The organism is Roseateles sp. (assembly GCF_039595295.1).
Classification (GTDB): domain Bacteria; phylum Pseudomonadota; class Gammaproteobacteria; order Burkholderiales; family Burkholderiaceae_C; genus Roseateles.
Map to the genome: position 1 here is coordinate 13,506 of NZ_JBCNLU010000014.1, position 26,342 is coordinate 39,847.

Annotated in this window: 23 protein-coding genes; 11 read left to right on the forward strand and 12 right to left on the reverse strand. The window is 68.0% G+C overall.

Going from position 1 to position 26,342, the window contains the following annotated elements; all coding sequences use genetic code 11:
• Nucleotides 1–31 precede the first annotated feature (31 nt).
• From ABDW59_RS12485 to ABDW59_RS12500, 4 genes are all read left to right on the forward strand, one after another.
• A complete protein-coding gene (locus tag ABDW59_RS12485) occupies nt 32–1,015 on the forward strand; it encodes a homoserine kinase (RefSeq protein ID WP_343630157.1) in 984 nt (327 codons plus the stop codon).
• Complete coding sequence (locus ABDW59_RS12490; RefSeq protein WP_343630158.1) at nt 1,012–1,890, forward strand: BPSS1780 family membrane protein; 879 nt, start codon at nt 1,012–1,014, stop codon at nt 1,888–1,890. Before ABDW59_RS12485 ends, ABDW59_RS12490 begins: the two co-directional genes overlap by 4 nt.
• 161 nt (nt 1,891–2,051) lie before the next feature.
• On the forward strand, nt 2,052–4,268 hold the full coding sequence (locus ABDW59_RS12495) for a PhoX family phosphatase (RefSeq protein WP_343630159.1): 2,217 nt from the start codon (nt 2,052–2,054) through the stop codon (nt 4,266–4,268).
• A gap of 145 nt (nt 4,269–4,413) precedes the next feature.
• Nucleotides 4,414–5,997 carry a Fic family protein gene (locus ABDW59_RS12500; RefSeq protein ID WP_343630160.1) on the forward strand — a complete coding sequence of 528 codons (1,584 nt, stop codon included), beginning with the start codon at nt 4,414–4,416 and terminating at the stop codon, nt 5,995–5,997.
• Nucleotides 5,998–6,048: 51 nt separating this feature from the next.
• On the opposite strand, the gene ABDW59_RS12505 is transcribed toward ABDW59_RS12500, so the two are convergent.
• The 3 genes from ABDW59_RS12505 to ABDW59_RS12515 all read right to left on the reverse strand — a co-directional run bounded on the left by ABDW59_RS12505 (nt 6,049) and on the right by ABDW59_RS12515 (nt 10,265).
• The gene (locus ABDW59_RS12505) at nt 6,049–7,350 is read right to left on the reverse strand and encodes a HipA domain-containing protein (RefSeq protein ID WP_343630161.1); all 1,302 of its coding nucleotides are present in this window, start codon (nt 7,348–7,350) and stop codon (nt 6,049–6,051) included.
• On the reverse strand, nt 7,347–7,625 hold the full coding sequence (locus ABDW59_RS12510) for a helix-turn-helix transcriptional regulator (protein ID WP_343630162.1): 279 nt from the start codon (nt 7,623–7,625) through the stop codon (nt 7,347–7,349). The genes ABDW59_RS12505 and ABDW59_RS12510 overlap by 4 nt, the downstream gene beginning before the upstream one ends.
• A gap of 210 nt (nt 7,626–7,835) precedes the next feature.
• Nucleotides 7,836–10,265, reverse strand: a complete 2,430-nt coding sequence (locus ABDW59_RS12515; RefSeq protein WP_343630163.1) for a UvrD-helicase domain-containing protein — start codon at nt 10,263–10,265, stop codon at nt 7,836–7,838.
• A 37-nt stretch (nt 10,266–10,302) separates the two neighbouring features.
• Between ABDW59_RS12515 and ABDW59_RS12520 the strand changes: the two genes are divergently transcribed.
• Together ABDW59_RS12520 and ABDW59_RS12525 are read left to right on the forward strand one after the other, a co-directional pair.
• Nucleotides 10,303–10,725, forward strand: a complete 423-nt coding sequence (locus ABDW59_RS12520) for a YchJ family metal-binding protein (RefSeq protein ID WP_343630165.1) — start codon at nt 10,303–10,305, stop codon at nt 10,723–10,725.
• 281 nt (nt 10,726–11,006) lie between these two features.
• On the forward strand, nt 11,007–11,879 hold the full coding sequence (locus ABDW59_RS12525; RefSeq protein WP_343630166.1) for a pseudouridine synthase: 873 nt from the start codon (nt 11,007–11,009) through the stop codon (nt 11,877–11,879).
• A gap of 28 nt (nt 11,880–11,907) precedes the next feature.
• Here the strand turns inward: ABDW59_RS12525 and ABDW59_RS12530 are convergent, their stop codons facing one another.
• From ABDW59_RS12530 to ABDW59_RS12540, 3 genes are read right to left on the reverse strand one after another with little or no spacing between them, the layout of a single operon-like run.
• Nucleotides 11,908–12,996, reverse strand: coding sequence for an exo-alpha-sialidase (locus ABDW59_RS12530; protein WP_343630168.1), 1,089 nt, complete (start codon nt 12,994–12,996; stop codon nt 11,908–11,910).
• On the reverse strand, nt 12,993–13,175 hold the full coding sequence (locus tag ABDW59_RS12535; RefSeq protein ID WP_343630169.1) for a hypothetical protein: 183 nt from the start codon (nt 13,173–13,175) through the stop codon (nt 12,993–12,995). Before ABDW59_RS12535 ends, ABDW59_RS12530 begins: the two co-directional genes overlap by 4 nt.
• Before the next feature lie 40 nt (nt 13,176–13,215).
• On the reverse strand, nt 13,216–13,485 hold the full coding sequence (locus ABDW59_RS12540; protein ID WP_343630170.1) for a MoaD/ThiS family protein: 270 nt from the start codon (nt 13,483–13,485) through the stop codon (nt 13,216–13,218).
• A 97-nt stretch (nt 13,486–13,582) separates the two neighbouring features.
• Here ABDW59_RS12540 and rarD point away from each other — a divergent pair, with 97 nt between their 5' ends.
• Nucleotides 13,583–14,512: an EamA family transporter RarD gene (gene rarD, locus ABDW59_RS12545; RefSeq protein ID WP_343630171.1), complete on the forward strand. Its 930-nt coding sequence runs from the start codon at nt 13,583–13,585 to the stop codon at nt 14,510–14,512.
• Nucleotides 14,513–14,738: 226 nt separating this feature from the next.
• Here rarD and ahpF read toward each other — a convergent pair whose 3' ends face one another.
• The 3 genes from ahpF to lysA all read right to left on the reverse strand — a co-directional run bounded on the left by ahpF (nt 14,739) and on the right by lysA (nt 18,550).
• Nucleotides 14,739–16,292 carry an alkyl hydroperoxide reductase subunit F gene (gene ahpF / locus ABDW59_RS12550; protein WP_343630172.1) on the reverse strand — a complete coding sequence of 518 codons (1,554 nt, stop codon included), beginning with the start codon at nt 16,290–16,292 and terminating at the stop codon, nt 14,739–14,741.
• Between the two features lie 230 nt (nt 16,293–16,522).
• Nucleotides 16,523–17,086 carry an alkyl hydroperoxide reductase subunit C gene (ahpC, locus tag ABDW59_RS12555; RefSeq protein ID WP_067069061.1) on the reverse strand — a complete coding sequence of 188 codons (564 nt, stop codon included), beginning with the start codon at nt 17,084–17,086 and terminating at the stop codon, nt 16,523–16,525.
• Between the two features lie 204 nt (nt 17,087–17,290).
• Complete coding sequence (gene lysA, locus ABDW59_RS12560; protein WP_343630175.1) at nt 17,291–18,550, reverse strand: diaminopimelate decarboxylase; 1,260 nt, start codon at nt 18,548–18,550, stop codon at nt 17,291–17,293.
• Nucleotides 18,551–18,688: 138 nt separating this feature from the next.
• On the opposite strand from lysA, the gene ABDW59_RS12565 reads away from it, so the two are divergent.
• On the forward strand, nt 18,689–19,681 hold the full coding sequence (locus ABDW59_RS12565; RefSeq protein ID WP_343630176.1) for a LysR family transcriptional regulator: 993 nt from the start codon (nt 18,689–18,691) through the stop codon (nt 19,679–19,681).
• Nucleotides 19,682–19,720: 39 nt separating this feature from the next.
• Here ABDW59_RS12565 and dxs read toward each other — a convergent pair whose 3' ends face one another.
• The 3 genes from dxs to xseB are packed head-to-tail and all read right to left on the reverse strand — an operon-like array spanning nt 19,721 to nt 22,847.
• Nucleotides 19,721–21,679: a 1-deoxy-D-xylulose-5-phosphate synthase gene (gene dxs / locus ABDW59_RS12570; protein WP_343630179.1), complete on the reverse strand. Its 1,959-nt coding sequence runs from the start codon at nt 21,677–21,679 to the stop codon at nt 19,721–19,723.
• 16 nt (nt 21,680–21,695) lie between these two features.
• Nucleotides 21,696–22,571 (reverse strand): polyprenyl synthetase family protein, encoded by an 876-nt coding sequence (locus ABDW59_RS12575; protein ID WP_343630180.1) that lies wholly within the window; start codon nt 22,569–22,571, stop codon nt 21,696–21,698.
• A gap of 12 nt (nt 22,572–22,583) precedes the next feature.
• The gene (gene xseB / locus ABDW59_RS12580; RefSeq protein WP_343630181.1) at nt 22,584–22,847 is read right to left on the reverse strand and encodes an exodeoxyribonuclease VII small subunit; all 264 of its coding nucleotides are present in this window, start codon (nt 22,845–22,847) and stop codon (nt 22,584–22,586) included.
• A gap of 329 nt (nt 22,848–23,176) precedes the next feature.
• Here xseB and ABDW59_RS12585 point away from each other — a divergent pair, with 329 nt between their 5' ends.
• From ABDW59_RS12585 to ABDW59_RS12595, 3 genes are all read left to right on the forward strand, one after another.
• Nucleotides 23,177–24,295 (forward strand): aromatic ring-hydroxylating dioxygenase subunit alpha, encoded by a 1,119-nt coding sequence (locus ABDW59_RS12585; protein ID WP_343630182.1) that lies wholly within the window; start codon nt 23,177–23,179, stop codon nt 24,293–24,295.
• Nucleotides 24,296–24,476: 181 nt separating this feature from the next.
• The gene (locus ABDW59_RS12590; RefSeq protein ID WP_343630183.1) at nt 24,477–25,373 is read left to right on the forward strand and encodes a DMT family transporter; all 897 of its coding nucleotides are present in this window, start codon (nt 24,477–24,479) and stop codon (nt 25,371–25,373) included.
• Nucleotides 25,374–25,426: 53 nt separating this feature from the next.
• Nucleotides 25,427–26,329, forward strand: a complete 903-nt coding sequence (locus tag ABDW59_RS12595; protein WP_343630184.1) for a sulfurtransferase — start codon at nt 25,427–25,429, stop codon at nt 26,327–26,329.
• The last annotated feature ends 13 nt before the right edge of the window (nt 26,330–26,342 follow it).

The window sequence follows — 26,342 nt, forward strand, 5'->3', positions numbered from 1 at the left end:
GTCGGCTCCGGTCCTGTTCTTTTTCCGCTTCATGGCCGTTTTCACCGACGTCTCGACCGGGCAGGCGCAAGCCCTGCTCGACACGCTGAACCTGGGCGAGCTGCAATCGCTCCGGGGCATCTCCGCCGGCATCGAGAACACCAACTACTTCGTCACCACCCGCCGCGACGGCGTCGAGCACGAGTACGTGCTGACCGTCTTCGAGCGGCTGAGCTTCGAGCAGCTCCCGTTCTATCTGGAGCTGATGCGCCACCTCGCCCGCAAGGGTGTGCCGGTGCCCGCGCCGCAGCCCGACGCGCAGGACCGCATCCTGCATCGCATCGGCGACAAGCCGGCCGCGGTGGTCGACAAGCTGCGCGGCGGCCATCAGCTGGCCCCGGACCAGTTCCACTGCGAGCAGGTCGGCGCCGGTCTGGCCCGCATGCACCTGGCCGGCCAGGACTTCCCGCTGCATCAGGACAACTTGCGCGCCCTGCCCTGGTGGCGCGAGACCGTGCCGGTCGTGCTCCCTCATCTGACGCCGGAGCAGGCCGCGCTGCTGAGCGCCGAGCTCGCGTTCCAGGAACAGCTGGCCGCGGCCACCGCCGCGCTGCCTCGCGGGCCGGTGCATGCCGACCTGTTCCGCGACAACGTGATGTTCGAGGGCCTGCCCGGGCGCGAAATGCTCAGCGGCTTCTTCGACTTCTATTTCGCCGGCGTCGACAGCTTCCTCTTCGACCTGTGCGTCTGCCTGAACGACTGGTGCATCGACCTGGACAGCGGCCGCCTGGACGAGCAGCGCGCCGGCGCCTTCGTGAAGGCCTACGAATCGGTGCGGCCGCTCAGCGGCGCCGAGCATCGGCTGATGCCCGGCCTGCTGCGCGCCGCCGCGCTGCGCTTCTGGATCTCGCGCCTGTGGGACTTCCACCTCCCGCGCGAGGCCAGCCTCCTCAAACCCCACGATCCCACCCATTTCGAGCGCGTCCTGCGCGAGCGCATCGCCAAGCCCTGGCATGCGCTGGAGTCCTTGCCATGATCCTGCACCTCCAAACGGTCCCGCCGCGCAACGGCCTGCTCTGGGTGCGCCACGGGCTGAAGGTGCTGCAACGCAAGCCGATCGCGCTGATCGGCCTGTTCGCCGTCTTCCTGCTGGTGTCCTCGCTGCTGCAGCTGATCCCGCTGCTGGGCCAGCTGGTGGTGCTGTGCGCGCTGCCGCTGGTGTCGCTGGCCTTCATGCTGGCCTCGCACCAGGTGCTGCAGTCGCATACGCCGACCGCCGCCGTCTTCGTCCAGCCGCTGCAGCTCACGCCCGAGCGCCGCGTCGCCCAGCTCAAGCTGGGCCTGCTGTACGCGGTGTCGACGATCGCGGTCATCTTCCTGGCCCATTGGCTCGATGGGGGGGCGCTGACGCGCGTGGTCGGGGACATGGCCAGCGCCGGCGAGAAGGGCGACCCCAAGGCCCTCGAGTCCGCGATGGCCGATCCCTCGCTGACCAGCGGCATCGCGCTGCGGCTGCTGTTCACCGGGCTGATCTCCATCCCCTTCTGGCATGCGCCGGCGCTGATCCACTGGGGCGGCCAGGGCGTGCTGCAGGCGCTGTTCTCGAGCACGCTGGGCGTGTGGCGCAACAAGGGCGCCTTCGCGCTGGCGGGACTGGCCTGGGTCGGGCTGACCTTCGGCACGACCATGGTGCTGACCATCGTCGGCGTGCTGCTCGGCCTGGGCAACTTCATGGTCTACGTGCTGGTGCCGCTGGGCATGGCGCTGACCACGGCGTTCTACTGCTCGCTGTACTTCACCTTCATCGACTGCTTCATGTTTGGCGCGCCCCGCGACCTGCCGATCGACGCGCCCGCGCCTGCGCGCCAGGACCCGCCACAGGATCCGCCCGCGCCGTCCGAAGGCGCGTGAGCGCCTGATGTCCTCCTCGCCGGACCGCCGCGGTCCGCGCGAGCGACGGACCGTAGTTCGCAAGAATCATTGCCTTCAGGGTTTCCCGCCGACTTTTTAACGCTGTCGTCACGCCTGCTTTCCAGAATCCGCCCGCACTTTCGTTAGCGGAGCCTTTACGCATGAGCAAGCAACACGACATCGTGGCCAGCCCGGTCAACGAGTACGACGAGGACAACGTCGTCAATCCCTCCAGCAACCCGCACTTCGACGAGATCCTGGCCGCGCGCCTGTCTCGACGAGTGGCCCTGAAGGGCGGCATCAGCACCACCGCGGCGGCGCTGCTGGGCGGCTCGATCCTGAGCGCCTGCGGCGGCAGCGACGATCCGGCGCCCGCGCCCGGCCCGGCTCCGGCCCCCGCCCCCGCGCCCGCCATCAAGCTCGGCTTCACCGCCGTGGCCAAGAACAAGAACGACCTGGTCACCGTGCCGGACGGCTACAACGTGTCCATCCTGCACGCGCTGGGCGACCCGATGCATTACGGCGACCTGTCCTGGCAGGACGACGGCTCCGAAAGCGCCGACTCCTACAACCGCCGCATCGGCGACGGCCATGACGGCATGTACTGGTTCGGCCTGTCCGACACCACCGGCGGCTTCCAGGCTGACCGCTCCGACCGCGGCCTGCTGGCGGTGAACCACGAGTACGTGGTCGCGCCCTACGCGCTGCACCCGGCCGGCCGCTCCACAGGCGCCGCGCGCAACGCCACCGAGGTCGAGAAAGAGATCTACGCCCACGGCGTCTCCATCGTCGAGGTGAAGAAGGACACGGCCGGCGTGTCCATGGTGCGGGGCTCGCGCTTCAACCGCCGCATCACCTCGGCCACGACCATGGACTTCACCGGCCCGGCCCGCGGCAACGCGCAGCTGGCCACGCTGTTCAGCACCGGCGCCACGCAAACCCGCGGCACCAACAACAACTGCGCCAACGGCTACACCCCCTGGGGCACCTACCTGACCTGCGAGGAAAACTACCTCAACGTCATCAGCCGCGCCGCCGGCGACGACGCGCAGCGCAGCGCCAAGGAGATCATCAGTCTGAACCGCTACGGTCTGCCGCAGAACCGCAAGAGCCCTTACCTGTGGGACACCGCCGGCGTGACCGACCTGTTCGTCCGCTGGAACTCGTCGGTGACGGGCGCGGCCGCGACGGCCGATTACCGCAACACCATCAACACCTTCGGCTGGGTGGTGGAGATCGATCCGTTCAATCCGGACTCCACGCCGGCCAAGCGCACCGCGCTGGGCCGCTTCAACCACGAGGGCGCCTGGCCGGCGCCGGCCGTGGCCGGCAAGCCCATCGTGATCTACATGGGCGACGACTCGCGCAACGAGTACATCTACAAGTTCGTGTCCAAGGCCAACTGGGACGCGTCGGACGTGGGCAAGGGCATGGCCGCCGGCGCCAAGTACCTGGACGAGGGCACGCTGTACGTGGCCAAGTTCAACGCCGACGGCACCGGCACCTGGGTGGAACTGACCTTCGGCAAGAACGGGCTGACCTCGACCGCCACGCCGTACGCCTTCGCGGATCAGGCCGACGTCGTGATCAACGCGCGTCTGGCGGGCGACCTGGTGGGCGCGACCAAGATGGATCGTCCGGAATGGGGCGCGGTGCATCCGACCAGCGCCGAGGTCTACATGACCCTGACCAACAACAGCAACCGCGTGGCCACCACTGCGACGCCCACGGGCAGCCAGCTCAAGCCGGACGCCGCGAACCCGCGCTACTACGTGGACGTGAAGAACGGCACCACGCAGCAGCCGGGCAACCCGAACGGTCACATCATCCGCTGGAAGGAAGACGCCACCGACGTGACCAAGATGACCTGGGACATCTATCTGTTCGGCGCGCAGCAGGACGCGGCGGCGGACGTGAACCTGTCGGGTCTGACGGACGTGAACGACTTCTCCAGCCCGGACGGCCTGTACTTCGACAAGCGCGGCATGCTGTGGATCCAGACGGACGACGGCGCCTACACGGACGTCACCAACTGCATGATGCTGGCGGCGATCCCGGGCAAGGTGGGCGACGGCGCCAAGGTCACCGCCGCGGGCGGCACGGCGACCATCGCCGGCGCGAAGGCCACGGCGGACACGGTGCGCCGTTTCCTGGTCGGTCCGAAGGAATGCGAGATCACCGGCATCGCGATGACGCCGGACAACAAGACGCTGTTCTTCAACGTGCAGCATCCGGGCGAGGACACGACCCCGGACTTCGCGGGCAAGAGCTTCGGCAGCTACTGGCCGTCCAGCCAGACCGACGCGAACGCGCGCAAGCGTCCGCGCTCGGCCACGGTGGTGATCACCCGCAAGGACGGCGGCGAGATCGGCATCTGATCACGCTCAGCCTCTGAGAACGGAGCCCGCCAGATGGCGGGCTTTTTCGTTGGCGCGTCAGGACACGACGCCATCGGACAGCACAAAATTAGTGAAACTGTGGAGCACAATATTAGTGCAACAATACAGCGCGTCATTAGTGCCGATGTCCGAAACCATGGCCACTCCGAACGAAAAGCTCGCTGACTCGCTGTCTCAGTTGAAGTCGCTTCAGGACCAAGCGCGTCGCGTGATCCGAAGCGGGGATCTCTCACGCACGCACCGGGAGCGACTGGTGCGCGCCGGCTTCCTGGAGGAGGTCATCAAGGGCTGGTACCTGCCGGCACGGCCAGACGCTGGCCCGGGACCATCCGGCACCACCGCAGCCTGGATGGCCGGGATGCGCGACTTCGTCGTGGGCTACTGCAACGAGCGATTCGGCAACGGCTGGCATCTGGCTCCGGAGCAATCGCTGCTGTTGCGCTCAGGCGAGCGTTCTCTCCCGCGCCAACTTCAGATCTGGTCGCCCGCTGGGAACAACCAGCTGGTCTCGCTGCCGCACGATTGCTCGCTGTTTCTTTATCGTGCCGCCGGAGTCCTGCCGAACGAACCCAGCGCCGACGACGCGGGCATGCGCCTTGTCGAACTGGCCGACGCTTTGGTCGGAGCCTCGCCCGCGTTCTATGCACAGCAGCCATTGGCGGCGAGCATCTGCCTGGGCTTGCTTGAGGATCCCGCGCCGGTGCTGCGATCGCTGCTCGAGGGGTCTCGGACGGTCGTTGCAGGTCGGCTCGCGGGCGCCTTCCGTGCACTCGGTCGAGGAGATTTCGCGGACGACATCGTCGGCACGATGCGCAATGTCGGACACGTGATCAAGGAAACGGATCCGTTCATCGTCGCGCCATCTCCGTTGAAGGATGGGCGCCCCGAGTCTCCCTACGTCCAGCGCATGCGGCGCACATGGGCCACCATGCGCGAGCTCGTCATCAAGGCATTCCCCAAGCCGGCCAAGTCGCAGGGGAACGCAGTCGCGGCCCTTCGAGACATCGAGGCACGCTACGTCGCCGATGCGTATCACTCGTTGTCGATCGAGGGTTACCAGGTCACGCCCGAGCTCATCGAGAAGGTCCGGCTGGGCTCCTGGGATCCCGACGGGATCGATCGTCAGCAGCGGGACGCGATGGCGGCGAAGGGCTACTTCGAGAGTCACCAACTCGTCGCCGCCTACGTCTCCGAGGTCATGCGCGAGACCGGAACGAGCACGCCCCTCAGTCGCTCACGTGCGCTGCGCGAGGCCGTCGCCGGCTGGTACCGGGCCTTGTTCAGTCCCAGCGTGCAAGCAGGCGTCCTGAAGGCCGCCGATCTGGCGGGTTGGCGCAACGAGCAGGTCTTCATCCGTGGCGCGCAGCATGTGCCGCTGTCAAAGGAGGCCGTGCGCGATTGCATGCCCGTGTTGTTCGAGTTGATCGCCGATGAGCCGCATCCCGCCGCCAGAGCCTTGCTCGGTCACTTCTTCTTCGTCTACATCCACCCCTACATGGATGGCAACGGACGCTTGGCGCGCTTTCTGATGAACGCCTTGTTGGCAACGGGCGGTTATGTCTGGACGATCATTCCCGTGGAGCGGCGCAGCGATTACATGGATGCCCTGGAGCAGGCCAGCACCTACGGCGACATAGAACCGTTCGCGGCGTTGGTGGCGCGGCTGTGCAAAGAGCAATCGACTCGCCCCTTGCCTCGACCGACCTGAAGTCCGCCCGGGAGTTGACCGACCGGCACGCCCCCACATGGCGGAGGAGGTTCACGACGAATCGACATCGGTCTTCGGAATCGACGCGGCCATCGCGACTTGGCGCTCGCAGGCCGGCAAGATGCAGGAGAGGATTCCATCCAGCACACGCCTGGGCACTTCCTGCGCAAGTGTCTCTCCCAGCGCCTCGGCCTGGGTCCGCACGAGCTCGCACATGCGCCGCAACTCCAGCGACAGATTGCGCGGCGCCACTCCGCCTCGACGGGCGAACTCCACCCACGCAACCTCGTCGATGCGCAAGGCATCGGACACCCCACCCATGTCGATCGCGTGGGCCTCCCGCACGCCGAGCGCGGGCATGCACGCGAGGTCACAGGCAGCCGCCACGCGCAACCCGCCGTGGTCGACATGAAAGGCCAAGTCCTTGGCCCTTGCTTCGCTGTTACCGATCAGCCGTTGAAAGATCAACCACCGCAACAGCGCTCGGCTATCCACCAGCGGCGTCGGACTGTGCCGCAGCAGCCCGAAGAGCTCGGCTGACGAGACCGTGCGCTGCTCCTGCGCGCGCACGCCCAATGCCTGACACGCATCGATGGCATGCAACCGTCTGACCCGACCGTCCTTGAGTCGCTGCCGATCAAATCGCTGCACCAGCAGCACCGGCTCAGGCACGTGATGGAGCTCGACGCGCGCCACGTCCAGGCCCACTCGCTCCGCGAGCCGCATGCAGAAGAACTCGTTGAAGGGCCGATCGCTCAGCGCCGGCTCGACGGGCGCCGGCTTCAGCACATGCGTCGACGCCATCTGCGGGCCGTCGACCAGAGACCAGTCGCTGCGATCGACGTAGACACCGAGCTTGTCCTGACGTCCCGGCAGCGCGCCCCGCACCCGACCGTCCCAGACCGCGAAGGGCTGCGTGTCCCTATGCCGGATGCGCTCCGACAACTCGTCGCGCGAGATGTGCCGCTGCATCGGCGCGGCGCCTCGTCCGCCGTGGTCACGCTGGGCCTCATCGTCGATCACGCGGAGCGCGCCCGCCACGTCGCGCCCCATCAGCGAAAGCGCGCCCCAAAGATCGTCTGAAGAGAGGCCGAGCGCCGCAAAGGTCGACACACGCGCCTCGCCCTCCGGCAGCAGGTTGTCGAAGAATGAAAGCACCGCGTCGCCGGCGATCTCCTCGCCCGGCCCGCCGCGCGGCGGCAAGGGCAGCGAGGTCGCCAGCGGATGCGTCAGCGGCTCCGCGACCCAGCGTTCGAGATACCCCAGCGTCAGGCGCTGCCCTGGCCGCTCGTCGTCGATCCGGCGCAGCCAGCCGACCTCGCGCTCATCGAGCCACAGTCCCAGCCGCGTCATGCGTCGTCGAGATCGGAGAACTTCGAGTCCCGCGCGCCGCGGATGGCGCGCCGCACCACCTCGCGGTCCTGAGATGGGACGGCGAACAGGCTCACGCCGAGCGCTCGCGCGGCCTTGAGCACGGTGGACAGGCTCACCCCGCCCTGCCCTGTCTCGATGTTGATCAGCGTCTGGCGCGACATGCCCAGCGCTTCGGCCGCCTCCACCAGCGGCAGCCGCGAGCCGGTCCGCGCGGCCCGCACGGCGGCGCCCAGCGCCACCGCGTCTTCAATCATGGGATCGTCCGGCGGATCGATCGGTACAACAGTGCGCATGGAGATTCCAGAATCAAAACTGCATTCATCGGATCTCCCTCCCCGGCAAGCGTGATTCCTGTTTGCTGGAACCTTTGCTGCCTCCGCGCCGCGAGCGTATCAGGCCGGCCCAGGTCACCCTGGCCGGCCTGCATTCATCAGCCTGAACGCGTCAGGCGACGGCGAACGCGCTCAATCAATCGGCGTCAGCTTCGCCACGCTCAAGGCCAGCCACTTCGTCCCGTGGCGGCCGAAGTTCACCTGCGCGCGCGCATCCGGCCCGCTGCCCTCGAGCGTCATCAGCACGCCCTCGCCGAACTTGTTGTGGAACACGCCCTTGCCGACGCGCAGCCCGCCGTGCTCGTCGCCGGTCTTCTGCGCGGCCGACTGCTTCATCGCGCTGGGCACCGGCGCCTGCGGGAAGCCCGCCGGATCCACGCGGCCCGCGCCCACCATGGACTTCAGCCCCGAGCCCCGCTGCCATGCCTGCTGATAGTCCTTCGCGAAGCCCGAGCCGAAGCCCTGGTTGCGCGGCGTCAGCCACTTGAGCGTTTCCTCGGGCAGCTCCTCCATGAAGCGGCTCTTGATGTTGTAGCGGGTCTGGCCGTGCAGCATCCGCGTCTGGCAGAAGCTGATGTACAGCCGCTGCCGCGCGCGCGTGATCGCCACGTACATCAGCCGGCGCTCTTCCTCCAGCCCGTCGGCGTCGGACAGCGAGTTCTCGTGCGGGAACAGCCCCTCCTCCAGCCCGGTGATGAACACGGCGTCGAACTCCAGCCCCTTGGCCGAGTGCACCGTCATCAGCTGGATCGCGTCCTGCCCGGCTTGCGCCTGGTTGTCGCCGGCCTCCAGCGAGGCATGCGTCAGGAACGCGGCCAGCGGCGACATGATCTCGCCGGTCTCCGCGTCCGGCGTCGCGGGCGCGGCCGGAGCGACCGCGTTCGGCAGGCCCTCGGCGATCGCGCCGGGCGCGTGCTCGTCCACCGGCAGCGCCACCGCGTCCTTGCCGAAGCCCTCCTGCGTCACGAAGGCCTCGGCGGCGTTGATCAGTTCGCCCAAGTTCTCCAGCCTGTCCTCGCCTTCCTTCTCGGCGCGATAGAAGGCCGTCAGACCGGACTGCTCGATGACGTGCTCGATGATCTCGCGCAGCGTGAGACCGGCGGTGGCCTCGCGCATCAGGTCGACCATCGCGACGAAGTTGCCCAGGCTGGAGCCGCCGCGACCGCTGATCGCGCCCACGCTCTGGTACAGCGAGCGGCCGCTCGCGCGCGCCGCGTCCTGCAGCAGCTCGACAGTGCGCGCGCCGATGCCGCGGGTCGGGAAGTTGACGACGCGCAGGAAGCTGGTGTCGTCGTTGGGGTTCTCGATCAGGCGCAGGTAGGCCAGCGCGTGCTTCACTTCGGCGCGCTCGAAGAAGCGCAGGCCGCCATAGACGCGATAGGGGACGCCGGCGTTGAACAGCGCCGATTCGATCACCCGCGACTGCGCGTTGCTGCGATAGAGCACCGCGATCTCGCTGCGCGGCAGGCCTTGGCGATGCAGCGCCTGCGCCTCCTCCAGCAGCCATTGCGCCTCGGCGAAGTCGCTGCTCGACTCATAGACCCGCAGCGGCTCGCCCGGGCCGGCCTCGGTGCGCAGGTTCTTGCCCAGGCGGCGGCTGTTGTTGCTGATCAGCGCGTTGGCCGCATCCAGGATGTTGCCGAAGCTGCGGTAGTTCTGCTCCAGCTTGACGACCTTGCGCACGCGGAACTCGCGCTCGAAGTCGGCCATGTTGCCCACGCGCGCGCCGCGGAAAGCGTAGATGCTCTGGTCGTCGTCACCGACGGCGAACACCCCCTGCCCGCGCCCTGGCGGCGCGAACATCTTCAGCCAGGCGTACTGCAGCTTGTTGGTGTCCTGGAACTCGTCGACCAGGACGTACTGGAAGCGGCGCTGGTAATGCTCGCGCAGCTGTGCGTTGTCGCGCATCAGCTCGAAGCTGCGCAGCATCAGCTCGGCGAAGTCGACCACGCCTTCGCGCTCGCATTGGTCCTGATAGGCCTGATAGATCTCGACCAGCTTGCGGGTCTGCTCGTCGCGCAGGTCGATGTCCTTGGGACGCAGCCCGTCCTCCTTGGCGCCGGCGATGTACCAGGACACCTGCTTGGGGACGAAACGCTCCTCGTCCAGCTTCATCGCCTTGATGACGCGCTTGACGGCGGACACCGTGTCACTCGCGTCCAGGATCTGAAAACCTTGCGGCAAGCCCGCGAGCTTCCAATGCGCGCGCAAGAAGCGGTTGCACAGGCCATGGAAGGTGCCGATCCACATGCCGCGCACGTTCACGGGGAGCATCGCGGACAGCCGGGTGACCATCTCCTTGGCGGCCTTGTTGGTGAAGGTCACCGCCATCACGCCGGCGGGGGTCACCAGGCCTTGGCTCATCAGCCAGGCGATGCGCGTGGTCAGCACCCGCGTCTTGCCCGAGCCCGCGCCCGCCAGGATCAGCGCCGGTTCCTGGCCGAGCGTCACCGCCGCGTACTGCTCGGGGTTCAGGTTGTCCAGCAGGCCGCGCGGGACGCGCGGGCTGTTGAACAGGTCGTCTTGCGGGGCGCTGGGATCGCCGAAGTCCTGGGAATTCATCCAGCCATTCTAGAGAGGCTGGCATGATGCCGCCCTCATGAAGCCTGAAAAATCCAGCGCCGCGGCGAACGCCACGGCCTGTCCCTGCGGCAGCGGCCGCCTTTACGACGCCTGCTGCGGCGTCCTGCACCGCGCCTTCGCCGAGTCCGGCGCCCTCACCGCCCCCGATGCGCAGGCGCTGATGCGCTCGCGGTACAGCGCCTACACGCTGGACCTGATCGACTACCTGCTCGCCAGCTGGCATCCGGACACCCGGCCCGAATCGCTGGAGCGCGGTCAGCCCGACCTGCGTTGGCTGGGTCTGGACGTGCGCCGGCATGAACGCCAGGACACCGATCACGAGACCGTCGAATTCGTCGCGCGCAGCAAGTCAGGCGGCCGCGCGCAACGCATGCACGAGATCAGCCGTTTCGTGCGCGAGCGGGGCGTGTGGCTGTATGTGGACGGCCAGATCGATTGACCAGCCGCACGGCCGGGGCGCGCCGCACGGCGTCGCCCAATGCGGTCAGCAGCCGATCCAGAAGGGACCGGTGACCGACGTGAAACTCCTGAGGCATGGCGTACTCCTGCTGACCCGTGACCGATGGACGATGCGTGCTGGACGAGGACTGCCCGGTCTTGATGATGGGCAGTCCAGATGACAGGATTTTGGCGACCACCTCTGTGGTGGGCCGCTCCCCCGAAACGGGGAAAAGCGCGCTCAAACACGGGACACGGTGCGATGCGCGTTCCGATCGACCCATGACGACTCCCACTTCCCCTGCATTCCCCGCAGCCCTTTCCGGCGCCGACCCCGATGGCGACGCTTCGAGTGCCGCAGCCGGTGGCAAGCACGATGCCCGCATCGACGCCGATGCCCGCGTCGCGCCCGCCTCGGCGCGCCCGCTGCCGCTGCTGTTCCTGGACGACGCGCTCGCGATCATCGACAAGCCCGCCGGACTGCTGGTGCATCGCACGGCGCTGGACGCCCACGAGCAGGACGCCGCGCTGCAGCGCTTGCGCGATCAGCTCGACCGGCCGGTGTGGCCGGCGCATCGACTGGACCGCGGCACCTCGGGCGTGCTGGTCTTCGCGCTGGACTCGTCGGTGGCGAGCGTGCTGGGCGTCGCTCTGGCCGAGCGCCGCACTCGCAAGCGCTACCTGGCGCTGGTGCGCGGCTGGCCGGCCGAGGACGCAGGCGTGATCGACCATCCGCTCGCGCGCGATCCCGAGCTTCCCTCCGCCGGACAGCCCCTGCTGGACGCCCAGACCGAGTGGTCCTGCCTGAACCGCCTCGAGCTGCCGCTGAGCACCGATCCGCGCTTCCCGACGACGCGCGTGGCGCTGCTGGCTTGCGAGCCCGTGCAGGGACGGCGGCATCAGATCCGCCGGCACCTGAAGCACATCGCCCATCCCATCGTCGGCGACTCGAATCACGGCAAGGGGCCGCTGAACCGCGCCCTCGCCGCGCACTTCGGACATCAGCGCCTGTGGCTGCATGCGCAGCGCATGACGCTGGCGCATCCGCTCTCCGGGGCGGAACTCTCCGTCGAAGCGCCCCTCGGGCCGGAGTGGGCGCCGTTCCTCGCAGGCGTGGCAGCCTCGGCCGCCGGCGATCCGCGCGAGGCGACTTGAGCGCCTTCGCGCTCGCCCGGACTCTCGCTCAACCGAATCGCAGCGCGTAGATCGGCGGCAGGTGTCCGGAGACAAGACGCCATCGGTCGCCCGCGTCGTCGCTGGCCCAGAGGTTGCCCGTCGTGCTGCCCATCAGCAGCCGCCGGCCGTCCTCATGCGCGGCCAGCCCGTGGCGGTAGATCAGGTCGTAGCAATGCGACTGCGGCAGGCCGGCGCGCAGCGTCTCGAAGCTGCGGCCGCCGTCGCGGGTGCGGTTGACGACGAGCGCGCCCTCGACGGGCATGCGCTTCTCGTCCTTGATGCCGGGGACGAACCAGGCGGTGTTAGGGTCGCCCGCATGCGCGGCCACCGCGAAGCCGAAGCCCGACAGCGGCGGCTTGATCTCGGACCAGTTCGCGCCCCCGTCCACCGATCGCCACACCCCGTTGTGATGCTGGCACCAGAACACGTCGGGATCGGCCGCCGAGGCCACGATGCGATGTGGGTCCTGCGTGTTCTCCTCGCCGGCCTGCTCGGGCGGCATGAAGTCGGCGCGCATGCCCTTGGCGCTGATGCGCCAGCTCGCGCCGCCGTCCTCGCTGCGCCAGGCCCCGCCGCAGGAGATGCCCAGCAACAGCCGTCTCGGATCGCGCGGGTCCACATTCACCGAATGGATGCCCGGCGCGTCGTAGCCGCCGCCGAACCAGCCCAGCCGCTCCGGGCGGTGCCAGAGCGTGTCCACCAGCTGCCAGGATTCGGCCTCGTCGTCGCTGACGAAAAGCGCGCCGGGGATGGTGCCGGCCCACAGCCGCCCGTCGCCGCCGCGCTCCAGCGACCAGATCTGCTGGAGCTTCCAGGCCGGGCCCTCGGCGTCCTCGGGCTGCGGCGGGAAGGCGGGCGGCGGCAGCTCGCGCCAAGTCGCGCCGCCGTCGTCCGAGGCCTGCAGCTTGCAGCCGAAGTGACCGAGATTCAGCGCCGCGAGCATGCGTCCGCCGCCGGGCGGCGCCGGCAACACCATGCTGACCGGATCGCCAACGAAGCTGTGCCGGGCGATCGCCCAGCCGCCGCTCGCGGCGTCATGACGCTGCTGCAGCTCGAAGAGGCCCTTGCGGGTGGCGACCCAGGCGGTGGCGGTCATCGGTGTCTCCTTGGCGGGGCCTGGTCCGACCAGGCCGATGGCGGCTGAGATGAGATCGACGTTCGAAGCCGGCGGAAATCGACATCGACATCGACATCGACATCGACATCGACATCGCCTTCGACATCGCCTTCGACTTCGCCCTTGACCTTGACCTTGACCTTGACGGCGCAGTCCACGATTTGGCCAGCCGACGAGGGCGACGATGGGGCGTGCTCGTCATCCTCCCGACAAGGCCTGCAGCACATAGACCTTGGACGCCGAGACCAGCGGATCGCTGAGCCCTTCACGGTCGCGCGCCTTGTGCCCGTCGATGAAGACGGCCACGTGCGTGCGCAGATGCCCCTGGTCATCAAGGATGTAGCCGCGCAGGCGCGGGTTGTGGTCGAAGGCGAGCGAGAGCGCCGCGCCCAGGGTGTCCGCATCGCAGTCGAGCCGGGGCGTATCGACGAAGCGATGCAGCTGCGAGGTGAATTCGACGATGGCCATGGGGCCGCATCCTGCGCCGACGACCGCGAGACAGCAAGGGCGGGAACGCTTGGGCAGAATCGCGGACCCGCGCCGCTCCGGCCGACCGCCCACGCCCATGACTCAAGACACCTCCGATGCCGCCGCCCACGCGGCCCATGCCCGCACCGGCATGCTCTTCGCCGCGCTGGCCTACATCGCCTGGGGGCTGTTCCCGCTCTACTTCAAGCGCTTGTCGGGGGTCGACGCGCTGGAGGTCATCGCGCATCGGACGGTGTGGTCGCTGGTCTTCGTGGCGATCGTGCTGGCGGTGCTGCGCCGCTGGGCCTGGCTGGGGCCGGTGCTGCGCTCGCCCAAGCTGCTGGCGACCTGCACCTTGTCCGCGCTGCTGCTGTCGAGCAACTGGCTGGTCTACGTCTGGGCGGTGCAGCACGGTCATGTGGTCGAGGCCAGCCTGGGCTACTTCATCAACCCGCTGGTCAATGTGATGCTGGGCTTCGTCTTCCTGCGGGAGCGGCTGCGGCCGGTGCAGTGGCTCGCCATCGGTCTGGCGGCGGCGGGCGTGATCTGGCTGACGGTCACCGCCGGGCGCTTGCCTTGGATCGCGCTGGTGCTGGCGTTGAGCTTCGGGTTCTACGGGCTGATGCGCAAAACCGCCCATCTGGGGGCGCTCGAAGGGCTGACGCTGGAGACGCTGATCCTGTCGCCGTTCGCGATCGCGGCCTTGGTCTGGTGGACCGCGCGGGGGACGAGCGCGTTCGCCACGGGCGAGCCGTCGCAGGTCGGATGGCTGCTGATGGCGGGGCCGCTGACGGCGGTGCCGCTGCTGCTGTTCGCGGCAGGGGCGCGCCGCATCACGCTGACAACGCTGGGTCTGGTGCAATACCTGTCACCGACGATCCAGTTCCTGCTGGGGGTGTGGCTGTATCACGAGCCGTTGGCGGGGGCCCGCTTGGTCGGCTTCGTGCTGATCTGGTCGGCGTTAATCGTCTACAGCGCGGAGAGCCTGTGGCGGGGTCGGCTGGCAGCCCGCGCCCCCTCTCCCTAGCCCTATACCCCTCCGGGGGCGAGGGGATCGCCCCCCGACCTGCGTCCCGGCACAGGTGTCACCCTTCTCCTGGCACAGGTGTCACCCATGTCCTGGCACAAGGAGCCCGTCTTGCCCCCTCGCCCGCTTGCGGGAGAGGGCTGGGGAGAGGGTCTTCAACTGCCAGAGCCCCAACGACAACGCCCCTCACGGGGCGTTGTCTCTCGAAGCCGGCCGAAGCCGCCCATCAATTCCGGATCAGATGATCGAACGCGCTCAGCGCCGCCTTCGCCCCATCGCCGGCCGCGATGATGATCTGCTTGTAAGGCACCGTCGTCGCGTCCCCCGCGGCGAACACGCCCGGCAGCGAGGTCTGCCCCTTCGCATCAACGATGATCTCGCCGTGCTTGGACAGTTCCAGCGTGCCGCGCAGCCACTCGGTGTTGGGCACCAGACCGATCTGCACGAACACCCCTTCCAGCTCGATCCGCTTGGCCTCGCCGCTCACGCGATCCGTGTAGTTCAACCCGTTGAGCTTCCCGCCCGCCCCCGTGAACTCGGTCGTCTGCGCCGACGTCACGATGGTCACGTTGGCCAGGCTCTCCAGCTTCCTCACCAGCACCGCATCCGCCCGCAGCTGTTCGCCGAACTCGATCAGCGTGACATGCGCCACCAGCCCGGCCAGATCGATCGCCGCCTCGACGCCGGAGTTGCCCCCGCCGATCACCGCCACGCGCTTGCCCTTGAACAGCGGACCGTCGCAGTGCGGGCAGTAGGCCACGCCCTTGTTCTTGTATTCCTGCTCGCCCGGCACGTTGACATTGCGCCAGCGCGCGCCGGTCGACAGGATCACCGTCTTGCTCTTGAGCACGCCGCCATTGGCCAGCTGGATCTCCACCAGCCCGCCGGGCGTCGTCGCCGGAATCAGCTTGTCCGCGCGCTGCAGGTTCATGACGTCCACGCCGTAATCCTTGACGTGCGACTCCAGCGCCATCGAGAACTTCGGACCGTCCGTCGACAGCACCGAGATGTAGTTCTCGATCGCCAGCGTGTCATTGACCTGACCGCCGAAACGCTCGGCCGCGACACCCGTGCGGATGCCCTTGCGCGCCGCATACACCGCGGCCGCAGCGCCGGCCGGGCCGCCGCCGACCACCAGCACGTCATAGGGCTCCTTGGCCGACAGCTTGGCCGCGTCCTTCGCCGCCGCGTTCGTGTCGAGCTTGGCCGCGATCTCCTCGACGGTCATGCGGCCCGAGCCGAACTCCTGACCGTTCAGATAGACGGTCGGGACGGCCATGATCTCGCGGGCGTTGACCTCGTCCTGGAACAGCGCACCGTCCACGATCACCGTCTTGACGCGCGGGTTCAGCACCGCCATCAGCGACAGCGCCTGCACCACGTCCGGGCAGTTGTGGCAGGACAGGCTCATGTACACCTCGAAGAGGTAGTCGCCGTCCAGACCCTTGATCTGGTCGATGGTCGCCTGCTCCGTCTTCGGAGGATGGCCGCCGGTCCACAGCAGCGCCAGCACCAGCGAGGTGAACTCGTGGCCCAGCGGGATGCCGGCGAAACGCAGGCTCTGCTCGGAGCCCGTGCGCTTGAGGCTGAACGAGGGCTTGCGCGCATCGTTGCCGTCCAGGCTCAGGGTGATCTTGTCGGACATCCCGGCGATGTCCTGCAGGAGCTGCTTGAGCTCCGTGGAGCTCTCGGAGTCGCTCAGGGAAGCTTCGATCTCGAAGGGGAGCGTGACCCGCTCCAGGTAGGCCTTGAGTTGCGCCTTCAGGTTGTCGTCCAACATCGTTGCTTCCTTTCGATTGCTTCTATTGCTTCAAGCGACTTCGAGAACCGGCCTCCCTGGATCGCGTCGATCCGTCATGTCCAAGCAGGGGCGGCCGAGCGCCCTCCCGCGGACCGGTGCGGTCCGCGAGCAGCGCATGTGCAGTGAGGGGTTGAGGATCGTCCTCATCCGATTCACCGGTCCGGAGCGAGGGCCGTTGCCGGCCGCCCGCTCCAGCGGTTGGCTGATCCTTAGATCTTGCCGACCAGGTCCAGGGACGGGGCGATGGTCTTCTCGCCTTCCTTCCACTTGGCCGGGCAGACTTGACCCGGGTGAGCGGCGGTGTACTGGGCGGCCTTCAGCTTGCGCAGGGTTTCCGACACGTCGCGGGCGATTTCGTTCGAGTGGATCTCAGCGGTCTTGATGACGCCGTCCGGGTTGATCACGAACGTGCCGCGCAGCGCCAGACCTTCTTCAGGGATGTGCACGCCGAACGCGTTGGTCAGGGTGTGGGTCGGGTCGCCGACCAGGGGGAACTTGGCCTTGCCGACGGCCGGCGAGGTTTCGTGCCACACCTTGTGCGAGAAGTGCGTGTCGGTCGTGACGATGTAGACCTCGGTACCCAGCTTCTGGAACTCGGCGTAGCTGTCGGCGGCGTCTTCGACTTCGGTCGGGCAGTTGAAGGTGAAAGCGGCCGGCATGAAGATCAGCACGGACCACTTGCCCTTGAGCGATTCTTCGGTGACGGTGATGAACTTGCCGTTGTGGAAGGCTTCGGTCTTGAAGGGCTGAACTTGGGTGTTGATCAGGGACATGTGCTCTTCTCTCGCTGTGAGGGTTGATGGGATGGGTTGAATCATAGGGGCCGCCCCTCTGACGCGGGGTTGAATTCCCCAATGAGGCCTATTGCGAATCCCTATTGATGAAGACTATTGAATTACATTTATCTGATAGCGAATGTCGATCAAATGACAATGGCCCACCTTCCGGCGGGCCATGCGCTGGCGGGCCTTCCGAGATCAGGCTTCAAGCGCCAGCAGCTCCTCGACCGTCTGACGGCGGCGGATCAGGCGCGATCGGTCGCCATCCACCAGCACCTCGGCGATCAGCGGGCGGCTGTTGTAGTTGCTGGACATGGACGCGCCATAGGCGCCGGTGTCGTGGATGACCAGCAGGTCGCCGACCCGGGCCTCGGGCAGCTCGCGCGTCAGGACCACGCCGCCGTCGCCCTGCGTGAACACGTCGCCCGACTCGCACAGCGGGCCCGCGACCACGGTCGCGCGAGTGGCGCGGCGCTCACCGTCGGCGGGAATCAGGTCCATCGCATGGAAGCTGCCATACATCGCGGGACGCATCAGCTCGTTGAAGCCGGCGTCGACCAACAGGAAATGTTGCCCGCCCTGACGCTTCACCGCACGGACCTCCGCCAGCAGCACGCCCGACTCGGCCACCAGATAGCGGCCCGGCTCCAGTTCCAGTTCCAGCCCATGGCCGACGACGCCCTCGGCCTGCTTGCGCGCCGCATCCCACAGGCTGAAGTAATGCGCGACGTCGATGCGCGCGTCGCCGTCGCGGTAGGGAATCGACAGGCCGCCTCCCGCCGAGATCGCCTGCAGATCCAGGCCCTTGGCCTTGACCACCCGCACCAGTTCGACCATCGCGCCGCAGACTTGCGCCAGGTGGCCGTAGTCGACGCCCGAGCCGATGTGCATGTGCAGCCCGATCAGCGTCAGCCCTCGGCGGGCGATGACCGCCAGCGCGTCGCCGAGCTGTTCATGCCAGATGCCGTGCTTGCTGTGTTCGCCGCCGGTGTTGGTCTTGTTGCTGTGGCCGTGGCCGAAGCCGGGATTCAGGCGCAGCCACACCGGATGGCCAGGCGAGACCTCGCCCAGTTGCTCCAGCATGTCGATGGAGCCGGCGTTCACCGGCACACCCAGGTCGACGACGGTCTTGAGCGTCTCGCGATCCAGCAGGTCGGCGGTGAAGACGATGTCCGAGTGCACCGCGTCGGCGCCGCGGCCGACCTTGTAGCCCGCCGCCACCGCGCGCAGCAGCTCGCCGCGCGACACCGAGTCCACCTTCACACCTTGCTCGCGCATCAGCTGGAGGATGTGGGTGTTGGAGCAGGCCTTCTGCGCGAAGCGCACCGTGTCGAAGCCCTTGAGCGAGGCGGCGCGCTCGCGGATCACGGCCGCGTCGTAGACCCACAGCGGCGTGCCGTGCTGGGCGGCGAGCGTTTGAAGTTGCTGTTCGCGGGCGGGGGTGAGCGCTTGGGGCATGGCCGTCGGTCCTGGCGGTGAGAGGAATGAAAGAACAGAAGGGGAATGGCCAGAGCATCGTTGCCCCGAGGCATTCAATCAAATGCTTTGTTTTGATTGGCGAATTCATTCCTGATATGCACTGCTATGCTGCCGCACATGTCCGCCAGCGCCCTCCCCGGCCCCACCGCCTCCCCTGCTCCGCCGATCACCCATCGCCACATCGAGATCTTCCGCGCGGTGATGACCGCCGGCAGCGTCACGGGGGCGGCGCAGCGGCTGTTCACCTCGCAGCCGACGGTGAGCCGGGAGCTGGCCCGGATGGAAATGCTGCTCGGCTACGCGCTGTTCGAGCGCACGCCCGGTCGCGTCCGCCCGACGGCGCGCGCGCTGGCGCTGTTCGACGAGGTCCAGCGCGCGTATCAAGGTCTGGATCAGGTCGTCGCTCGGGCGCAGGCCTTGGGCCGGGCCGAGGATGAACGCCTGCGAGTCCTCACGCTTCCGGCGCTTGCGCACGCGCTGCTGCCGACGGCCAGCGCGGATTGGCTCTGCGCCCATCCGCAGGCGCAGCTGACGCTGACGCCGCAGGAGTCACCGCTGCTGGAGGAATGGATGGCCGCGCAACGCTTCGACCTGGGCTTGAGCGAAGTCAGCGCCGCCGTGCCCGGCACCGTGGGCGAGACGCTGGCCGAGCTCGACGAGGTCTGCGTGCTCCCCGCCGGCCATCGCCTGCTGGAACGGGCGGTGCTGACACCGGCTGATTTCGCCGGGGAGCGCTTCGTTGGCCTGGCTGCGGACGACCCCTATCGACGCCAGTTCGACACGATCTTCGCCGCCGCAGGCGTACAGCGACGAGAACAGCTGGAGACCCACAGCGCCATCGCCGTCTGCGCGCTGGTCCAGCACGGCCTGGGCATCGCGCTGGTGAATCCGCTGACGGCCCGGGCCTGCGAGGGGCCGGCGCTGCACGTACGGCCGTTCTCTGTGTCCGTGCCCTTCCGCATTCAGGCGCTGCGACCGCTGAATCGGCCGGCCCATGCGCTGACGGAGGACTTCATCGCCGCGCTGCGGAACGCACTGGCGCCCGCTCTGGCCGAACAGGCCGAACGGGCCGCGGTCATCGCGCATCCCACAAAAGCAAAACGGCGCTGACCGCAAGGCCGGCGCCGTTCGGCGTCGAGATCGGCAACCTCAGCTGTTCGCGACCGAACGCAGCACCGGCGCGACCGGCGTCAGGAAGCGCTCACGGATGGAGTGCTCGATGCCCGCGGCGTCCAGGCCGCATTGCGACATCAGCTTGCCGGGTTCGCCGTGCTCGATGTACTCGTCGGGCAGGCCCAGCTGCAGCACCGGGAGGGTCAGGCCTTGCGCCTGCAGCGCTTCCATGACGGCACTGCCCGCGCCGCCCATGATGCAACCGTCCTCGACCGTGACCAGCGCGTCATGCGTGCGAGCCAGTTCGGCAACCAGCGCCGTGTCCAGCGGCTTCACGAAGCGCATGTTGGCCACGCTCGCATCGATCGCCTCGGCGGCCTTCAGCGCCGGATACAACAGCGTGCCGAAAGCCAGGATGGCGATCTTGGGCGTGCCGCGGCCCTGCGCCAGCGACGAGGTGCGGCGCATCTCGCCCTTGCCCCAGGCGAGGGCGGTCATGTCCTTCTGGATCTCGGCGCCCACGCCCGCGCCACGCGGGTAGCGCACCGTCACCGGGCCGTCGTGCAGATGGCCGGTGTAGAGCGCCTGACGGCACTCGTTCTCGTCCGCCGGGGTCAGCACGCTCATGTTGGGGATGCAGCGCGTGAAGGCGATGTCGTAGTTGCCGGCGTGCGTCGCGCCGTCGGCGCCGACCAGGCCCGCGCGGTCCAGCGCGAAGAGCACGGGGAGGTTCTGCAGCGCCACGTCATGGACCAGCTGGTCGTAGCCGCGCTGCAGGAAGGTCGAGTAGATCGCCACCACCGGCCGCATGCCTTCGCAGGCCATGCCGCCGGCGAAGGTCACCGCGTGCTGCTCGGCGATGCCGACGTCGTAATAGCGGGTCGGGAAGCGCTTGTGGAACTCCACCATGCCCGAGCCCTCGCGCATCGCGGGGGTGATGGCGACCAGCGTCGGATCGGCCTCGGCCATGTCGCACAGCCAGTCGCCGAATACCTGCGTGAAGGTCTTCTTCGCGGGCGTGGTCGAGGGCTTGATGCCTTCGGCCGGGTTGAACGGGGTCGGACCGTGGTACTTCACCGGGTCGGCCTCGGCCAGCTTATAGCCCTGGCCCTTGCGCGTCACGACGTGCAGGAACTGCGGGCCCTTCTTGTCGCGCAGGTTCTCCAGCGTGGGGATCAGCGCATCCAGGTCGTGGCCGTCGATCGGGCCGACGTAGTTGAAACCGAACTCCTCGAAGATGGTCCCGGGCACGAACATGCCCTTGGTGTGCTCCTCGAAGCGACGGGCGAACTCGTACAGCGGCGTGTGCTTGAGCACCGACTTCGCGCCTTCGCGGGCGGCAGCGTAGAACTTGCCGCTCATCAGCCGGGTGAAGTACTTGTTCAGCGCGCCCACGGGCGGGCTGATCGACATGTCGTTGTCGTTCAGGATCACCAGCACGTCGCCCAGCAGGCCGCCATGCGCGACGCCCGCGTTGTTCAGCGCCTCGAAGGCCATGCCGGCCGTCATCGCGCCGTCGCCGATGATGGCGACCGCGCGGCGCGACTCGCCCTTGAGCCGGGCGGCCATCGCCATGCCGTGCGCGGCGGAGATCGAGGTGCTCGAGTGCGCGGTGCCGAAGGTGTCGTACTCGCTCTCGTCGCGGCGCGGGAAGCCCGAGATGCCGCCCTGCTGGCGCAGCGTCGACATCTGGTCGCGGCGTCCGGTCAGGATCTTGTGCGGATAGGTCTGGTGACCCACGTCCCAGACCAGCCGGTCACGCGGCGTGTCGTAGACGTAATGCAGCGCCAGCGTCAGCTCCACCGTGCCGAGGTTCGACGACAGATGGCCGCCGGTCTTGGACACGCTGTTGAGCACGTGCGCGCGCAACTCGTCCGCCAGTTGCGGGAGTTGGCTGCGGGAGAGCCGGCGCAGGTCGGCCGGTCCTTCGATCGTGCCGAGCAGCGTCTGCGAGGCCGGAGCCTGCTGCGCCTGCGTATGTTCGTTGTCGCTCATGAACCGGGTCCCCGTTTCAGTTGTCGCGCTCGACGACCTTGTCGGCCAGCAGGCTCAGCCAGGCCGTGTCGGCCAGGCCGCTGTCGGCCAGCGCCTGATGCGCCTCGTCGCGCAGTCGAAGCGCGTACGCGCGGGCGGGCTCCAGGCCCAGCACGCTGACGTAGGTCGGCTTGTTGTTGTCCTGATCCTTGCCGGCGGTCTTGCCCAGCACGGTCGAGTCCTGCGTCACATCCAGGATGTCGTCGACGACCTGGAACGCGAGCCCGATGGCCGCGCCATAGCGGCTCAGCGCCTCGGTGGCCGCGGCCGGAATCGCGCCGCAGGCGGCGCCCATCAGCACGCTGGCCTGCAGCAGCACGCCGGTCTTGCGGCGGTGCATGTCGCGCAGCTGCGCCTCGTCCAGCGGCTTGCCGATGCTGGCCAGATCGATCGCCTGGCCGCCGGCCATGCCGTCGTAGCCGCTGGCGCGGGCCAGCAGCTTGCACAGCTGAGCCTGCAGCACAGGCTCGATGCCGGCGTCCGGGGTCAGCACGTCGAAGGCCAGGGCCTGCATCGCGTCGCCGGCCAGCATGGCCTGGGCCTCGCCGTACTGGACGTGCAGCGTGGGCTTGCCGCGGCGCAGCACGTCGTTGTCCATGCAGGGCATGTCGTCATGGGCCAGCGAATAGGCGTGGATCAGCTCCACCGCGCACGCGGCACGCATGGCGGCTTCCCGGTTGCCGCCCACGGCTTCGGCGGCCGCCAGCACCAGCAGCGGCCGCAGCCGTTTGCCGGCGCCCAGCACCGCATACCGCATCGCCTCTCCCAGGCCCGCGGGGGCCGCTTCCGGCACCCACGCTTCCAGCGAGAGCTCGACATCCGCCAGGGACTGCTTCACCCAACGTTCGAACACACCAGCATCCAATTACTCTTCTCCCCAAGCCTGCGCGCCGCTGTCTTCGATGACCTGTACTTGTTGTTCGACGGCCTGCAGCCGCGCACGGCAGAACTTGAGCAACGCCGCTCCGCGCTGGTAACTGGCCAGGAGCTGGTCCAGCGGTAGCTGACCGGCTTCCATGGCTTGCACCAGGCGTTCCAATTCCTCCACCGCCTGCTCGTAGCTGGCGGGCTCCGACCCCTCCGGGGGCTGGTTGGGCGCCGACTTGGCGCTGGCGGATGGCTTGCTCATTTCAAAACGCGAAAAGGCTGATTGTAAGCACCACCCTTGTGCCGTCCGCCGTCCGACCATCGAGGGATGTGAGCCAAGCGCCACAACCGTCAGCCGGTGTTACCGGCGTCTTGACGTCGCCCTGGGAGCGCCGTCACCCCCGCCCGGGTACAATCACCGGTTCCCCTGCCCGCACCGATGCCCTAAAAGGGCCCGGCGGTCGTCGATTCAGCGATTCGAGGCCGTCGGCGCGGCATTTGTTTCACGTTCAGTCCAACATGTCGGCTCGTCCAATCTGGGGGGCGACCCGGCGACGGTTGACATTGGTTTCTTGGAGACCCTCTTGGATCATGTCCGACCTGAGCATCCCTCTCAGCTCTCTTGAACGCAGCACGGCTCAATCCACGCTCCAGCTGCCAGTCACAAGCTACTTTGATGAAGACCTGTTCCGCCGCGAACAGGAACTGATCTTCCAGCACGGCCCCCGCTATCTCGGTCACGCGCTCGCCGTGCCCGAGGTCGGCGACTACTACGCGCTCCCCCAGGAAGGCGAAGGCCGCGCGATCGTGCGCAGCGCGCAGGGTCTGGAACTGATCTCGAATGTCTGCCGTCACCGCCAGGCGGTGATGCTGCGCGGACGCGGCAACACGCAGAGCAACATCGTCTGCCCGCTGCACCGCTGGACCTACGATCTCAAGGGCGAGCTGGTCGGCGCCCCGCACTTCAAGCAGGACCCCTGCCTGCACCTGAACCGCTACAAGATCCGGGAGTGGAACGGCCTGCTGTTCGAGGACAACGGCCGCGACATCGCGGGGGACCTGGGCAAGCTCGGTCCGCGCGGCGCGCTGGACTTCAGCGGCTACCAGCTCGACAAGGTCCACGTCCACGAATGCGACTACAACTGGAAGACCTTCATCGAGGTCTATCTGGAGGATTACCACGTCGGCCCCTTCCATCCGGGACTGGGCCAGTTCGTCACCTGCGACGACTTGGCGTGGGAGTTCGGTCGCGACTACTCGGTGCAGACGGTGGGCGTGAACAAGGACCTGGCCAAACCGGGCTCCGAGGTCTACCGCAAGTGGCATGAGCAGGTGCTGGGCTTCTCCGGCGGCGAGGCGCCCGAGCAGGGCGCGATCTGGCTGACCTACTACCCCAACATCATGGTGGAGTGGTACCCCAACGTGCTGGTGGTTTCGACGCTCTTCCCCAAGGGCCCGCAGAAGACGACCAACATCGTCGAGTTCTACTACCCCGAGGAGATCGTCGCCTTCGAGCGCGACTTCGTCGAGGCCCAGCAGGCCGCCTACATGGAGACCTGCATCGAGGACGACGAGATCGCGCTGCGCATGGACGCCGGCCGCAAGGCCCTGATGGAGCGCGGCGACAACGAGGTCGGCCCGTATCAGAGTCCGATGGAAGACGGCATGAAGCACTTCCACGAGTGGTACCGCGGCCTGATGAAGCGCTGAGCCCCTGAGCCGCCGACGCCGGCGTCACACGGCGATTTCGCGCTTCACCGGCCGGTCCGGTGCGCACAACGCCCCGCTCTCGCGGGGCGTTCGCTTTTGTGACTGCTTTGCGCCCGCTTTGCGCCCGATTCGCGGTTTCGCGCGACAGGTGCGAAGGGGGAACGGCGCGAGAATCCGCGCCATGTCTGCACCCCTTCTGATGGTGTTGGCGACACTGCTGTTCGCCACCATGGGCGTCTGCGTCAAGTTGGCCTCGGCCTACTACGGCGCCGGCGAGATCGTCATGTATCGCGGCCTGGTCGGGACGACCTTCCTCTTCCTGATGGCCAAGACGCGCGGGCTGCCGCTCAAGACCTCGGTGCCGGCGATGCACTTCTGGCGCAGCCTGTCGGGCGTCATCGCGCTGTCGCTGTGGTTCTTCGCGATCAGCAAGCTGCCGCTGGCCACCGCGATGACGCTGAACTACATGTCCTCGGTCTGGATGGCGCTGTTCCTGATCGGCGGCGCGGTGCTGATGGGCGCGGCCAAGGTCGACCCTCGGCTGGTCGTCACCGTGCTGCTGGGCTTCCTGGGCGTCGGACTGGTGCTGCAACCCGCGATGCAGGAACAGCAGATGTGGCATGCGCTGGCCGGACTGGCGTCCGGGATGCTGTCGGCGATCGCCTACCTGCAGGTGACCTCGCTGGGCCGCGTGGGGGAGCCCGAGTACCGCGTCGTTTTCTATTTCTCGATGGGCGGCATGATCGCCGGCGCGCTGACGACGGTCGCGACGCACGGCGGCTGGCACGGCCATACTTGGCAGGGTGCGCTGCTGCTGCTGGCGGTCGGCGTGCTGGCCACGACGGCCCAGCTGCTGATGACGCGCGCCTACGGCACCGGCAAGCCGCTGGTGAACGCCTCGCTGCAGTACCTGGGCATCGCGTTCTCGGCGCTGTATGGTGTGGTGTTGTTCGGCGACCTGCTGGGGTTGGCCTCGTGGATCGGCATCGCGCTGATCGTCGTCGCCGGTCTGGGCGCGACGCTGCTGCGGGCCCGCAACACGCCCAAGGACGCGCAGCACTCGGTCAGCGAATCCTGATGCGGGCCGACAACGCTGAACCCTGAAGACACGGATCGAAGAGGACACCCGCGATGAACGGCAACGGCTCGGGCCACGGCACTCGTCATGACGGACTGATTTCCGTCGAGGAACTCCAGGCGCTGCTCGCGTCGCCCTCGCCCGCGGCCGGGTCCGCTCCGCCCTTGATCCTGGACGTGCGCTTCGATCTGGCGGACGTCGAGGCCGGCGAGCGCGCCTATGCCGCCGGCCACCTTCCCGGTGCTTTCTATCTGCATCTGGACCGGGACCTCAGCGGCGCCAAGCAGGACGCCTTCGGCGCCTTTCGCGGCCGGCATCCGCTGCCCGAGCGCGAGGCCTTCGCCGCGCGCTTGCGCGAGCTCGGCATGTCGCCCGGTCGGCAGGTCGTCGCTTACGACGCCGCCGACGGCATGTACGGCGCGCGCGTCTGGTGGATGCTGCGCTGGCTGGGCCACGAAGCGGTTGCCGTGCTGGACGGCGGTCTGGCGGCCTGGCAGCAGGCGGGCGGCGCGATCTCGACCGACTTGCCCGTCGCCGCCACATCGACCTCCGAGTTCCAAACCGCCGCGCCGCTCGAGGAACCGCTCAGCGCCGCCGATCTGCTCGCCCGCCTGGGCCGCGTCCGGCTGATCGACGCCCGCGCGGGCGAACGCTTCCGCGGCGAGGTCGAGCCGCTGGACACCCAGGCCGGCCACATCCCCGGCGCGACGAATCGCTGCTTCAAGGACAACCTGTCCGACGGCCGCTTCAAGTCGCCCGCGGCGCTGCGCGAGGAATTCGCCGCGGTGCTGGGCGCGCTGCCGGCGGACGAGACGGTGCACCAATGCGGCTCGGGCGTCACCGCCTGCCACAACCTGCTGGCGATGCACCATGCGGGGCTCGCCGGCAGCCGGCTCTACGCCGGCTCGTGGAGCGAATGGAGCGCCAATCCGCGCCTCCCGCTGGCCAAGGGTTGAGGCCCCGTGGCGG

What these genes read in the sequence shown, in the direction of transcription:
- ABDW59_RS12485 (WP_343630157.1), top strand. Translation starts at nt 32, where the DNA reads ATGGCCGTTTTCACCGACGTCTCGACCGGGCAGGCGCAAGCCCTGCTC.
- ABDW59_RS12490 (WP_343630158.1), top strand. Translation starts at nt 1,012, where the DNA reads ATGATCCTGCACCTCCAAACGGTCCCGCCGCGCAACGGCCTGCTCTGG.
- ABDW59_RS12495 (WP_343630159.1), top strand. Translation starts at nt 2,052, where the DNA reads ATGAGCAAGCAACACGACATCGTGGCCAGCCCGGTCAACGAGTACGAC.
- ABDW59_RS12500 (WP_343630160.1), top strand. Translation starts at nt 4,414, where the DNA reads ATGTCCGAAACCATGGCCACTCCGAACGAAAAGCTCGCTGACTCGCTG.
- ABDW59_RS12505 (WP_343630161.1), bottom strand. Translation starts at nt 7,350, where the DNA reads ATGACGCGGCTGGGACTGTGGCTCGATGAGCGCGAGGTCGGCTGGCTG.
- ABDW59_RS12510 (WP_343630162.1), bottom strand. Translation starts at nt 7,625, where the DNA reads ATGATTGAAGACGCGGTGGCGCTGGGCGCCGCCGTGCGGGCCGCGCGG.
- ABDW59_RS12515 (WP_343630163.1), bottom strand. Translation starts at nt 10,265, where the DNA reads ATGAATTCCCAGGACTTCGGCGATCCCAGCGCCCCGCAAGACGACCTG.
- ABDW59_RS12520 (WP_343630165.1), top strand. Translation starts at nt 10,303, where the DNA reads ATGAAGCCTGAAAAATCCAGCGCCGCGGCGAACGCCACGGCCTGTCCC.
- ABDW59_RS12525 (WP_343630166.1), top strand. Translation starts at nt 11,007, where the DNA reads ATGACGACTCCCACTTCCCCTGCATTCCCCGCAGCCCTTTCCGGCGCC.
- ABDW59_RS12530 (WP_343630168.1), bottom strand. Translation starts at nt 12,996, where the DNA reads ATGACCGCCACCGCCTGGGTCGCCACCCGCAAGGGCCTCTTCGAGCTG.
- ABDW59_RS12540 (WP_343630170.1), bottom strand. Translation starts at nt 13,485, where the DNA reads ATGGCCATCGTCGAATTCACCTCGCAGCTGCATCGCTTCGTCGATACG.
- rarD (WP_343630171.1), top strand. Translation starts at nt 13,583, where the DNA reads ATGACTCAAGACACCTCCGATGCCGCCGCCCACGCGGCCCATGCCCGC.
- ahpF (WP_343630172.1), bottom strand. Translation starts at nt 16,292, where the DNA reads ATGTTGGACGACAACCTGAAGGCGCAACTCAAGGCCTACCTGGAGCGG.
- ahpC (WP_067069061.1), bottom strand. Translation starts at nt 17,086, where the DNA reads ATGTCCCTGATCAACACCCAAGTTCAGCCCTTCAAGACCGAAGCCTTC.
- lysA (WP_343630175.1), bottom strand. Translation starts at nt 18,550, where the DNA reads ATGCCCCAAGCGCTCACCCCCGCCCGCGAACAGCAACTTCAAACGCTC.
- ABDW59_RS12565 (WP_343630176.1), top strand. Translation starts at nt 18,689, where the DNA reads ATGTCCGCCAGCGCCCTCCCCGGCCCCACCGCCTCCCCTGCTCCGCCG.
- dxs (WP_343630179.1), bottom strand. Translation starts at nt 21,679, where the DNA reads ATGAGCGACAACGAACATACGCAGGCGCAGCAGGCTCCGGCCTCGCAG.
- xseB (WP_343630181.1), bottom strand. Translation starts at nt 22,847, where the DNA reads ATGAGCAAGCCATCCGCCAGCGCCAAGTCGGCGCCCAACCAGCCCCCG.
- ABDW59_RS12585 (WP_343630182.1), top strand. Translation starts at nt 23,177, where the DNA reads ATGTCCGACCTGAGCATCCCTCTCAGCTCTCTTGAACGCAGCACGGCT.
- ABDW59_RS12590 (WP_343630183.1), top strand. Translation starts at nt 24,477, where the DNA reads ATGTCTGCACCCCTTCTGATGGTGTTGGCGACACTGCTGTTCGCCACC.
- ABDW59_RS12595 (WP_343630184.1), top strand. Translation starts at nt 25,427, where the DNA reads ATGAACGGCAACGGCTCGGGCCACGGCACTCGTCATGACGGACTGATT.